This window comes from Candidatus Nitrosocosmicus sp. R (assembly GCF_054408505.1).
Genome location: NZ_CP167090.1, coordinates 2,889,030 through 2,900,465, shown reverse-complemented (window position 1 = coordinate 2,900,465; position 11,436 = coordinate 2,889,030). Strand labels below are relative to the sequence as shown.

General features: G+C 33.6%; 13 protein-coding genes. 8 read left to right on the top strand and 5 right to left on the bottom strand.

The genetic code is table 11. The annotated features are described in order from the left end of the window. Positions 1-94: 94 nt before the first annotated feature. Together AAGU22_RS15020 and AAGU22_RS15015 are read left to right on the top strand one after the other, a co-directional pair. Positions 95-520: a hypothetical protein gene (locus tag AAGU22_RS15020; protein ID WP_458719913.1), complete on the top strand. Its 426-nt coding sequence runs from the start codon at positions 95-97 to the stop codon at positions 518-520. A gap of 136 nt (positions 521-656) precedes the next feature. Continuing rightward, entirely contained in the window at positions 657-824 is a 168-nt protein-coding gene (locus AAGU22_RS15015; protein WP_458719912.1) for a hypothetical protein, read from the top strand. A gap of 72 nt (positions 825-896) precedes the next feature. Here AAGU22_RS15015 and AAGU22_RS15010 read toward each other — a convergent pair whose 3' ends face one another. Beyond that, on the bottom strand, positions 897-1,694 hold the full coding sequence (locus AAGU22_RS15010; protein WP_458719911.1) for a hypothetical protein: 798 nt from the start codon (positions 1,692-1,694) through the stop codon (positions 897-899). A 123-nt stretch (positions 1,695-1,817) separates the two neighbouring features. On the opposite strand from AAGU22_RS15010, the gene AAGU22_RS15005 reads away from it, so the two are divergent. Continuing rightward, positions 1,818-1,961: a YHS domain-containing protein gene (locus AAGU22_RS15005; RefSeq protein ID WP_458719910.1), complete on the top strand. Its 144-nt coding sequence runs from the start codon at positions 1,818-1,820 to the stop codon at positions 1,959-1,961. Between the two features lie 22 nt (positions 1,962-1,983). Here the strand turns inward: AAGU22_RS15005 and AAGU22_RS15000 are convergent, their stop codons facing one another. Both AAGU22_RS15000 and AAGU22_RS14995 read right to left on the bottom strand, forming a co-directional pair. Beyond that, positions 1,984-2,508, bottom strand: a complete 525-nt coding sequence (locus tag AAGU22_RS15000) for a winged helix-turn-helix transcriptional regulator (RefSeq protein WP_458719909.1) — start codon at positions 2,506-2,508, stop codon at positions 1,984-1,986. Between the two features lie 201 nt (positions 2,509-2,709). Then, complete coding sequence (locus tag AAGU22_RS14995) at positions 2,710-2,940, bottom strand: heavy-metal-associated domain-containing protein (RefSeq protein WP_458719908.1); 231 nt, start codon at positions 2,938-2,940, stop codon at positions 2,710-2,712. Between the two features lie 205 nt (positions 2,941-3,145). Between AAGU22_RS14995 and AAGU22_RS14990 the strand changes: the two genes are divergently transcribed. Further along, on the top strand, positions 3,146-5,353 hold the full coding sequence (locus AAGU22_RS14990) for a heavy metal translocating P-type ATPase (RefSeq protein WP_458719907.1): 2,208 nt from the start codon (positions 3,146-3,148) through the stop codon (positions 5,351-5,353). Positions 5,354-5,663: 310 nt separating this feature from the next. Next, positions 5,664-6,311, top strand: a complete 648-nt coding sequence (locus AAGU22_RS14985; RefSeq protein ID WP_458719906.1) for a hypothetical protein — start codon at positions 5,664-5,666, stop codon at positions 6,309-6,311. Positions 6,312-6,416: 105 nt separating this feature from the next. Here the strand turns inward: AAGU22_RS14985 and AAGU22_RS14980 are convergent, their stop codons facing one another. After that, on the bottom strand, positions 6,417-6,743 hold the full coding sequence (locus AAGU22_RS14980; protein ID WP_458719905.1) for a hypothetical protein: 327 nt from the start codon (positions 6,741-6,743) through the stop codon (positions 6,417-6,419). A 101-nt stretch (positions 6,744-6,844) separates the two neighbouring features. Here AAGU22_RS14980 and AAGU22_RS14975 point away from each other — a divergent pair, with 101 nt between their 5' ends. After that, positions 6,845-7,624: a hypothetical protein gene (locus tag AAGU22_RS14975; RefSeq protein ID WP_458719904.1), complete on the top strand. Its 780-nt coding sequence runs from the start codon at positions 6,845-6,847 to the stop codon at positions 7,622-7,624. Between the two features lie 73 nt (positions 7,625-7,697). Continuing rightward, a complete protein-coding gene (locus tag AAGU22_RS14970) occupies positions 7,698-8,210 on the top strand; it encodes a hypothetical protein (protein ID WP_458719903.1) in 513 nt (170 codons plus the stop codon). Between the two features lie 1,067 nt (positions 8,211-9,277). Here AAGU22_RS14970 and AAGU22_RS14965 read toward each other — a convergent pair. Continuing rightward, entirely contained in the window at positions 9,278-9,451 is a 174-nt protein-coding gene (locus tag AAGU22_RS14965; RefSeq protein WP_458719902.1) for a hypothetical protein, read from the bottom strand. 221 nt (positions 9,452-9,672) lie between these two features. Between AAGU22_RS14965 and AAGU22_RS14960 the strand changes: the two genes are divergently transcribed. Next, on the top strand, positions 9,673-10,263 hold the full coding sequence (locus tag AAGU22_RS14960) for a hypothetical protein (RefSeq protein WP_458719901.1): 591 nt from the start codon (positions 9,673-9,675) through the stop codon (positions 10,261-10,263). Positions 10,264-11,436 lie beyond the last annotated feature (1,173 nt).

The following is an 11,436-nucleotide window of genomic DNA, read 5'->3' as shown; positions in this document are numbered from 1 at the left end:
ACTTTGCTTCCCATAAATATTATATATCTCCAAGGTAAAGGAATAAAAAACTTGCTCTGTACATTGAATGCAAATAAAGGAGACCTTTTCTGAGTTGGTAGATACTACCACAACCAATCTGTATCAGAGACCTGTGCTTATTTTAGGATCAGTTTCATTTATTGCTGGAGCAGTAATCATGATTTTGTCTACGATGATTCACCCTTCAGGTGAAGATCCATTCAATCATCCACGAGTATTAGCAGAATATGCCAATAGTGAACTCTGGGTAGGGATTCATATAGGTCAGTTCGTTGGAACAATGATGGTTTTTGTTGGCGGGTTTGTCGCTATCTATCGCTTACTTGCAAATTCTGAATCAAGCGTTATATCCTTATTGGCGTGGCTTGGATTCGCTCTTACAATAATAACTGCAAGTACTTTTGCTATTCTCCAAGCAGTAGACGGTGTTGCATTAAAGTTTGCAGTAGATTCTTGGATGGCTTCTCCACAGGAGGAAGAAAAAGAATCTAATCTTTAGGGTTGCAGAAGGAATTCGCTGGACTGAGTATGGGGTAAATAGCGTATTTCGACTTTTACAAGGTACTGTTGCAATAATCTTTGGTCTTGCAATTGCAAAGAACATACTTGTCAACAGATGGATAGGAGTTGGTGGAGTGATAGTAGGTATCCTTACAATAGTGGCAGGAATCGAGGTTTCTTACTCTGCTTTTGCATATCCTAACTTTGAAGGAATTCGAGGAATATCGATGATAATTTTCTTAGCGTGGGTCGTAATTTTGGGAGCTGCTATGTTAAAGAGAACATCTACAAAAGGAATCTAAAAAAAGGTGGTTTTATTTGAATTATGTTGTATGAGATTTAAATTGTTATTAGATAGTAGTAAGACAACCTTCTCATACAACTTCTAAAACAAAATCAGCTGTTATTGTTACATTTTGATGCTGAAATTGTCCCCATGCTTTATACAGACCTGAATGCGGAAATACAGTGTTAAAGGAAACCTCAGGTCCACCTTTCCAGTTGGAACTTACCTCTTTGGTTGGATGAACATGCAAGAATTCTTGTAGATTGCTGCTTATTATTACACTGTGACCTCCAGCTCCCATTAATGGAGTCAAATCGGTAATTGGATTTGAATTTTGGTCTAATATGACGAATGTTAAGTCAACTGGTTTGTTTGATTTAATTTCTTTTGGAATAAGTAAATTGACGTAGTAATTCTTATCTATTTGCTTGGTAAATTGTCTTTCCTTAGTAATGGATATTGATTTACTGTAAGTACCAATCATAGTATCAAGATTTAATGAAACAAGAGTCTGATCTGCGTTCTTTGGTTTAAAATCCACCCATATTTTGTATTTTTTTATTTCTGGAAATACATGATAGACGGTAAAAATGCCTCTTTCCACATTAAATACAGGATGAATATGTGAAAAGTGAGACAAATCTTCTGAAACGATTATGACATGCATTAGTTTCTCATGAAGGATATCGAACTCCTTTATCCTCTTTCTAGTTTGCTTTTCGATAATTTCTATAGTAATTAGAGTAGGTCGTCCTGCTTCTGGGATCGTTGGAGTATATTTTAGGTTGACACTATAACGCTCTTCTTTTAGTTCGTGTCGTTGCTGTTGCATTTGCTGTTGATGATGTACATGAGAGTTACCGTTTGTTTTTATTTGTGTTATCATGTAACTATATTAATTAAAGTCAAATATAACAGGCTAGCTTTACAAATGTAAAATATTGAAATTTAGCAGCTTTTTACATTTGTAAAGTCTCATAGTTAAATATATTATTACTTATTCTACTACATGGCAAAAGACCCAGTTTGCAATATGAATGTGGATGAAAAAACTGCAAAACATGTATCAGACATAAACGGAAACAAGGTATATCTTTGCTCTGCTAATTGTAAACAACAGTTCGAGCAAAATCCTTCAAAATATGGATATTGATACAAACCATTTGTATTAGACGTTACTCATGCAGCTCAGATTTTCCCTCATATTTTTTTTTAATTGATTCTATTCTTCCTCGGTATTTTTGGCTATACCCTGATTTGCAAGAGGTACAGCAAAAGAATCTTTCAATATTTGCAAACTTTAGAACTTTAGGTTTATCAAAAACAGGGCCCTCGCAAAAATCGCAAACAATATTTATCGCCAGACCACTTGTAATTCTTTTTTGAATATCGTCTATCTCTTTTTTTAAATTACTATTCTGAGTGCTTTTGTGAATATTCTTTCTCTTTTTAGCATTTTCTTTCAGGTCATCTAATTGAATGAAATTCTTTTCTTCTCTCACATCCGATTCTATTTTCTCAAAGTCAAAGACTGGTAAAACACCCTTGATAAATCCAACGTTTACGAGTCTTTCATACCTGGCTTTTACTGTTGGAGTTGTTATTCCGGTATCTCTTGAAATCTGTCTAAAAGATTTCCTACCGTCTTCTAAGATTGAATTGAGAATAGATATATCGTTTTCATCAAGACTGAGAGGCATTCAGGTTCAACTTTTTTGGTTAATAACGATATAATACTCTTTACATTTGTAAAGTTCGATATAGGAGTCTAGATATATCTATACGGAGATAGACCCTAAGCTTTAAAGCTTTAACTACTTCGATGTATCCGAATATCGTTTACCATATCTTATCGCTAATGAGAGATATTGTAATATAATGCTAAAGGCACATGCCTATAATTAATAACGAGGTGCTCTCACGAATTTGTAACCTGAATTTTCTAAACTTTCTTTTATTTCTTTAATATTTGTTAAAGTGGGATCAAATTCAACAACCACACTATCTGTCATATAGTTTATATCAATTTTTTTAATTCCATTATTATTTTTTAGTTGTTTTTCTACAATGGGTTTGCAGGTTGTACAATACATTCCGACAACTTTAAGATGAGTCTTTTCATAAGATGGCAATATTAATTATCTCATCCTCTTAGTTTAATATCTTAATTTCAAATTTCAAAATAGAGAAAAGAGTATCTACAATCTGTAGGCTTGAAGTATCTCTCTACTAATTTGAAATATTACTATATTCTTTGATCTATCAATTTATTTGATTCTTCGTATTTTACATTTGTAAAGCTTTGTTGTTATATATGTTCTAACTGCTATTAATGATATGGCAAAAGATCCTATTTGTGGTATGTTTGTAGAAGAGCAGGAAAGCTCAATTCATCATACAAAAGATGGAATTACTTATTATTTTTGCTCATCTCAGTGTTTAAATGAATTTCTCGAGCCTGAGATGGCTTTAAAAAAGTTAAAGAAACATGTTGCAATAAGCATAGCGCTAACTATACCCATAGTTTTACTCAGTCTACCTCATATGATTCCACAACTGGGCCACCTTCTACCTATGGAAATGATGGAATATACTAATTACATACTTTTAGCTTTAGCGACTCCAATACAATTTTGGATTGGATGGCGTTTTTACAGAGGATTTTGGGATGGCATTAAAGCTAAAGCATCAAATATGGATACCTTAATTGCTATAGGTACCACTGCGGCTTATGTTTATAGTGCCGTAGTTACGATAATACCAGGATACTTTCCATTTACAGCAGTATACTTTGAAACGGCTGCAATCATAATTACTCTTATCTTGATAGGAAGACTGCTTGAAACAAAGACAAAAGAAAAAGCATCCAATGCAGTAAGAAAGTTATTAGACTTAAAACCGCGAACTGCACGAGTACTAAGAGCCGAAATAAGAGAAAAAAATATTGCAAGTAAAAGTGATAATAGCAACAGCACTTCCTTGGATAGTTCTCGGCTAAAATTAGTTTCCAAGGAATTTAGAGAGATAGAAATACCAGTCGAAGAGGTCATGGAAGGAGATTTGATGATTATACGACCTGGTGAAAGAGTTCCTACAGATGGAACAATAATTGATGGCTCGTCTTCCATAGATGAATCTGCGATAACAGGTGAAAGCATACCTGTAGACAAAGTAAAGGGAGATGAAGTAATAGGAGCTACAATTAACAAGAATGGTTTATTAAAAGTAAGGGCAACAAAAATTGGTCAGGATACTGTCTTATCTCAGATTATCACTTTAGTGGAAGAAGCTAAAACAGGTAAAGCAAAGCTGGAAAAAATGGTAGACCAGGTTGCCAAGTATTTTGTTCCTGCTATAATAATAATAGCAATTGGAGTATTTCTTGGATGGTACTTTATTGGAAATGCGGGATTAACCTACTCTATACTGGCATTTGTTTCTGTAATGATAATAGCATGTCCTTGCGCTTTGGGATTGGCCACACCTGCAGCTTTGATGATGGGTGCTGGAAAAGGTGCTGAATATGGTATTTTGTATAAGGGCGGAGAACATATAGAGATAGCAGGCAAAGTAAATATTGTAGTATTTGATAAGACTGGCACCTTAACAGAAGGAAAACCCTCTGTTACTGACATAATAGCATTTGATCAAATGGATAACCTTGAACTATTAAGACTAGCTGCTATAGCAGAATCTGGTTCTGAACATCCGTTGGCTCAGGCTGTCATAGGTAAAGCAAAAAAAGAAGGTATCGGAATAGTCTCTCCTGATTCGTTTGAAGCAGTAGTAGGACACGGTCTTCAGGCTGTATACATCAACCAAAACATACTGATAGGAAATAGAAAAATGATGTATGACAATAAGATATCTGTTGATGCAAACACGGAAACTAGACTTTCGCAACTAGAACAAGAAGGTAAGACTGCCGTCTTGGTTTCAATAAATAATCGCCTATCTGGAATAATTGCAATAGCTGATACAATCAAGGAGGGAGCAAAAGAGGTGATAGAGAAATTAAAAAATCAAGGAATCGAACCAATAATGCTTACTGGAGATAATGAAAGAACTGCAAAGGCTGTTGCCTCCCAAATTGGAATTGATAGGGTAATAGCAGAGGTATTACCAAATCAAAAGGAAGAGATTGTTGCTAATTTAAAGACAAAACAAGATAAAGTTGTTGCAATGGTCGGAGACGGAATTAATGATGCGCCTGCTTTAGCTAGAGCTGATTTAGGAATCGCCATAGGATCAGGAACAGATGTTGCCAAAGAAACTGGTGGCATTATTTTGATTAAGAATGACATCCGAGATGTAATAACTGCTCTAGAATTAGGAAAGAAAACTGTTTCAAAAATAAAACAAAACCTTTTCTGGGCTTTTGCTTATAATACTGGATTGATACCTATTGCAGCTGGTGCACTAGTTCCCGTTTTTGGACTTTCAGTATTTGGTTGGCTTCCAATCCTTGCAGGTGTAGCAATGGCGATGAGCTCAGTAACAGTGGTTACAAATTCCTTATTGCTAGGAAGATATAAACCAGAATAGGAAAAATTCAATGAACCTTTCATTGTATTAAGAAGTATCTATTTCCTTATTTATTCAGGTTATCATAATGTATTCTTATACTTGTACATTGGAAAATATATTAATTGGCATCAAGAAAAGCAGACAGACGAGTCATACATGCTGTAATTTGATCAATTTAACATATGCTAATCTAAAAGAAGCAGAGAATTAACGAGAAAGGTCTTACTCATGAAGTAAGAGACATCAACTATAAAAGAATAGATCTTACATTAAGATTAGCATGGATAATACGACATCATGTTTAGTTATTTTGGTATTATCATTTTGTTTGTCAATTTGTCAAGGAATTATAGGTGGTATTCAATATGCTCTTGCTTCTAGTGAAGGTGTGTCTGAAAACATGGTCAAGGACCACGATGATAGTATGAATATGACAGAAGAAAATCCAATTGAACAAATAATATCTCCAATCACAGAATGGCTAGGAATTTTCTCACTTGGGATATTCGCGGGTCTTTTTATTTTCAAATTCAAGCCTGAAAAACGTATTGATAACCAAGATAATAAAACAAGATCAAGGAACTTAATCATAGCGATTTCAATACTATCTGTTTCTGTTGGTATTATTCATGTACTTTTGGTTCCTGAACATTCACAGGAGTCATGGATATGGGGTATGGTATTTTTGGCTTCTGGATTGGCCCAAATAGTTTTTGGTATAACGCTATTACTTGTTAGAAAGTATACTCTTAGAAATATCCTCTATTACATAGGCATCATTGGAAATTCAATACTCGTCATCACTTTTGTACTTGTAAGACTTGTCACTCCTCCATTTTCACCTGAAGGGACACCAATAAATGAGTTGGAGCCAAATGGTATAATAACTCTAATTATTGAAATAATATTGGTTATTTTAATGGCATATCAACTAAAAGACAAAGACAAAATAAAAAAGAATGTAAATCAAATTTAACTACCTTAATTTAGGAATGACTCGCCAATCTTAAACAAATTAAGAGGATTAAAAATAAAATACTAATAGAAATAAAACAAATTGGAATATCTTATTTCTAATTTACTAAAGATTTTTCTGAGCCTCTTGGATGTGCATTGTAGCACCGCTGTTGTCATTTGACTGTAGAGCCTTTAATGCTTCATCAACATGCATCTTTGCAGAGCCTGTAGTAGAATTAGACGCTACGTATAGATGCATTGTAGCACCGCTGTTGTCATTTGACTGTAGAGCCTTTAATGCTTCATCAACATGCATCTTTGCATTACTTTCAGAATCACCTGTAGTTGTTGAGTTTGTTTGTGCCATAGCCGAGTCATCATTCATAGCTATTCCGCTGAATGCAAACAACATCATAATGAATATCAACGTGATTGCAAAGTTTGGATTCATTAGAAATGATATATCATAAAAGGATTTAACTATCATAATATCAGTTGTATGTTAAGACTGCTTTGACTATTAAATCCCCACAAAGGGCGAAATTTTTTTATGTGTTAAGTCACAAAATATTGCACTTGTATATTTCTAGTCATTCATATTACTTTATAGCGTCAATATTTATTTTAGGATTCGCGGTTGGTGGTATTATATATTCGTCGATAGACTCTAGTAGTAACAGCAGGTTTGTACCTTCCATTACACAGTCATACTTAGTCACTGCACAAACAGATACCGATAATCCTTCAAATTTTAACGAGATGGTGAAGCACAACTCCTCAAGTACCCAACAAAATGATACCAGCATCGTGAAAGCATATGGTCATTTTGCCAATAATCAAATTAAAGATAATATTGTAACCTGGATTCAAGGTGGAATGTGGAATTTAGATATCAAAGAGTCAATAAATGAAAGTCTAAGAACCCCAAACATGACTGCTGATTTCACAGCTAATTTTACGATGATAAAACCAGATGGTAGTCTATCTCACAATCATATAATTAACAAATTTAAATCAGACAATGTAATATTTGCTGGTAATGACATTGTAATTACAGGAACGTCAGATATTCATTCAGATAATGGAATTGAATACAGCCAAGTACCCATTACAGTTCATCTAATGGGCAAAAAGGTACTAGGCCTTATGATTGATGTTAATAAAACAGGGAGTCATTTTTCGGGAGACAATGAAATGTTTGGGACGATGATTAGCGGAATAGGCCTGGATAATTCTAGTAATAATAATAACACCACTACAGCGAACGGTCGCACAACAGAGGAGGCAAATAATTCGTCTATTGCAAATTCAAGGGCTCAAATGATGCATTAAATTTTATTGTTTCAAATTAGAACTGAATGCCATGAACTTTCAGCCAGAATAATAATTAAATAAATAACCAAGAATGAATAAAAGACAACTAATTTTTATTATTGCTTTGATTGTGGTAGGGATCATAGTAAGTGCATATATTGAATTATCTATAAAACCCCAAAATACTAGTCTAACCTCAAAAAATGTAAATCCTTTTGCGGTCTATTTTCATTCTAACTTGAGTATCATACTTGACAATAAACCAGTTGTAATACCTAGTCAAATAGGTATAAATAAATCCTTGTGGAAGGATCATTCTTTGGATAAGTATGGAGTACCGGGTATGCCAATGGATGAAGAAGGTGAAAAGACTATGCCAGGTATGGCTCCGTTATACACTACAAATGATAAAGGACGAATTACCGTGGGCTCCATAGCAGAGAGAAATTATACGTTGCAAGATTTTTTGAATATATGGGGAAGAATAGACTTGAGTGGTAAAAAAGTGAATGCAACGGTTGATGATAAGCCAGTAACCGACTATAGTAGCATAATCTTGAAAGATAAAGAGCAAATTAAACTTGATATCTATTCACATCAATAGACAATTGAAATAGTCATGAAACAAGATGTATTTACGGATTAGCGATTTTCCATTCAGTTTAATCATATCATACAAAACTTGGCTTAGTTTAAACCCATGACTATCTGACATGTGAACAAATCCCATCCTCTCCATACTCATTATGAATAACCTGTTGAAATTTTGGTTTAAATTATTATTAATCAAGAATTAGTTGACCCCTTCTACTAGCAATGTTCTAATCCCTCTGGCCCCATTGAATGTTTGGTTCAAATATTTCCTATAGAAACCAAATATAGAATAAATGAGTTTAAAAACGGTACTTGTAATATTTTACATTAATTTATGTATTAACTAGATTCCTTACCGACTTTCAACATTAATTATCAAAAAGATAGCCTTACCAATAATTCTAATACAAAATGATCTATCTCGAATGGAGTCAAATAAATCCAGATCTTGTTAACCTAAGAAGTAATCCCTTATTACCAAAATCGCATGATTTAGAAATTCAAGATATATTCTTTAAGGATTACTTATTTCTAATATTCTAAATTATGTAACAACAAAGATTGTCTAATCCCAAGCCTTCGTTTGATTTATTCTTGTATTTTTAGCCTATCAAGTTCGTGTTCTTTTAAGGAAAGAAGATACTATAAAATATTGCAGAATTGTCTTCATAAACTCTAATATTTACTATTCGTATTATTTCATGTACATCAAATATTGTCTATGCAAGGCAACAGGTCAAATCAAATAGCACGAGATTCAGGATGTTGTCAATAGTAGATTAGTATTTGTTATTCATTCAAACTTTTTTATACATATACTTTTAAGTTCTAAATCTCTTTAACAGTAAAGAATTACCAAAAACTAGTGAATCGATGAAATGGGTGGAAAAGGATAAAGATGACCTTGTGTTTCAAATCTAATTTTCTTGAAATATATCTGCCCTTAGTTAGTTTCATTTGCAGTGTGATAAAGCCTTATTTACATGTGATTCAATTTTCAATGTGTAGCAATTTACTTGCAGGATTTGCAAATTATGAAAAGACACTTTCCGGTATTCTTCTCCTTTGATATTGTATTTACAGCCGTATTATTATCAATAGTATTAGTATTATTATTCGCGATATTTCTTCCACATTATTTTCCCAAACTTTTGCTGTATCTCCTGCATTTGATGAATGTTTAATCTCTGACAAGGAAATTAGTATCAGAGGAGTGATTTGGTTCAAACTTATGGCAATGCAAGTACTCATTTGGGGTCTGATTATGCAAACATATTAGCCGTAAATTACGTTAGTGATGAAAAAACTTTGAATACCTTTTGGTTAACATCAAATTCCCAAATTGCTTCGATATATAGTTGGCCTGATAAAAGTGTAAGATATGGTGTGCTTATTGCTATTATCACACTACCTGAAAATTCAGGATATAACGGAGCAAATTATGATTATTCTATTGAAGCAAAGGACGGAAAATGGAGCGAATATCTTTACCAATTATCATCTACAGTTCCCGTGCGCTTGTATACTCTAATGAAAATTACACTATACCATTTGATGGTTCTACAATAGGTCCAGGACATGTTAACCTTCGATTGGATCTTGATTCCATACATTATCCCAGCAATTATGGTTTGTCGTTTTATACGGCAGAATCCTTCCAATCAAATGCAGTTAGGGATTTTATAAAATGGATTGCTGTTCCGCCCAGTACAATAAATATATTAATAAATCCAAAGGATTTAGTCATAAGACAAGGAGACGAGGATCTGGTTCCTTCTGAATTTGAAACACCCCTTTCTGATAATGTTACTAGTATAATATTTGACGACGGCCCATCTTACAATTTTGACGGCTTGAATGTATCTACCGAAAGAGTTCATCCCCCATTATTTAGGGTAAAGGCTTCCCCACAGACACCAGTAGGCGTATATGATATACCAATTTTGGCTTCAATGTTAAACAAACCACATCATCAAAATTGCCTATGTTTAATGATACAGTTACTGGAATTGGAGATCCAGAGTTTCATATACCTAAGAAATATCCTACAATTGGATATATAACTAGTAAAGCAAATTTAACAATTACTGTACTACCACCTTTAACTGCAAGTGAAACATTTATCGCCTTTTGGGGGATATGGGGTGACGCTATAGCGCTTGTGATTGCTGGGGCAGCAGGCGCCTTTGCAACTTTTCTTGTGGATCAATTGAAAAATAAAAGAGAACACAAATAAAGAAATAAGAATCGATTACCTTCATACTCAGTGTTGTTTTATCTAAATATTGCATACTATGTGGTATTGAAAGTCATGTGTATTATTGCGATGTATATTTTCTTTATGGCTTATATGGCTTTATGAGAATCGACCTAGATATTACTCAATGTGGTAAGTGATCCAGATCTGCGATCGATATCACAAAATACCTTTGTGAGAAATTCAATTCAAACTTGTCTGATATTCTTACGACCTATAATCACCACAGAAGCTCATGCCAGTGCTAAACTGGAGTCTGATCTAACCTAAAAAGATACTTAGATAACCCATGACATACCGATGTCAATTTCTGATAAACGTGAGATCAAAGAAGTGGTGGTAATTTCTTGTCATATGGAAAAAGATAAACTTTGTTCCCTATACTTGGTACATAAACAATACAGAGTACACATTATAAAATTGATGATGAAACTACATACTCTACACCTCGCTTTTAGGCCCTACATTTCTTTAGAAAGGCAATCGCCTAAAACTCCATTTTTTTATTCATTTTGAATTCTAAATTATTGTCTTTTACATGGTAGCGAAATTATTAGTTTCAAGATTTCTTGAATTTATGATGAGGAATAGGTTGAGTGATAAAAAGATGAGTGTAATGATAAATGGTAAGCCAGTAACTGACTTTAGAAAGAATATTTAGAAAGAATAGTCCAAAATTTTTTTTAACTATATTAATTTCTACCAGAAATAAGCATTGACCAGTAATGTAATTATTTCGCAGAAAAGAGAAAAGAAGTATCAACATTGGTCTTAAACCTGAGAAGATTCTAGTAATATCAGAAGGACTGCGTACATTAAGGGGAATAACTAGGTAGTACTCTTAAATCCTAAAGACAGTAAAATTATTTGGCGATGTTTTGAAGTTTAGTTATTTATCCATCAAAGTGAACCCGCTCATGCTAGAAGAAAATACCATTTACTATTAATTTCGTCATTCCTTAATCATTTACTCGCTCAT

Bases quoted from the DNA above. Each gene is read 5' to 3' on its own strand.
- AAGU22_RS14965 (WP_458719902.1), bottom strand. From the start codon at position 9,451: ATGAGTACTTGCATTGCCATAAGTTTGAACCAAATCACTCCTCTGATA.
- AAGU22_RS15010 (WP_458719911.1), bottom strand. From the start codon at position 1,694: ATGATAACACAAATAAAAACAAACGGTAACTCTCATGTACATCATCAA.
- AAGU22_RS14980 (WP_458719905.1), bottom strand. From the start codon at position 6,743: ATGAATCCAAACTTTGCAATCACGTTGATATTCATTATGATGTTGTTT.
- AAGU22_RS15000 (WP_458719909.1), bottom strand. From the start codon at position 2,508: ATGCCTCTCAGTCTTGATGAAAACGATATATCTATTCTCAATTCAATC.
- AAGU22_RS14990 (WP_458719907.1), top strand. From the start codon at position 3,146: ATGGCAAAAGATCCTATTTGTGGTATGTTTGTAGAAGAGCAGGAAAGC.
- AAGU22_RS14960 (WP_458719901.1), top strand. From the start codon at position 9,673: ATGGAGCGAATATCTTTACCAATTATCATCTACAGTTCCCGTGCGCTT.
- AAGU22_RS15005 (WP_458719910.1), top strand. From the start codon at position 1,818: ATGGCAAAAGACCCAGTTTGCAATATGAATGTGGATGAAAAAACTGCA.
- AAGU22_RS14970 (WP_458719903.1), top strand. From the start codon at position 7,698: ATGAATAAAAGACAACTAATTTTTATTATTGCTTTGATTGTGGTAGGG.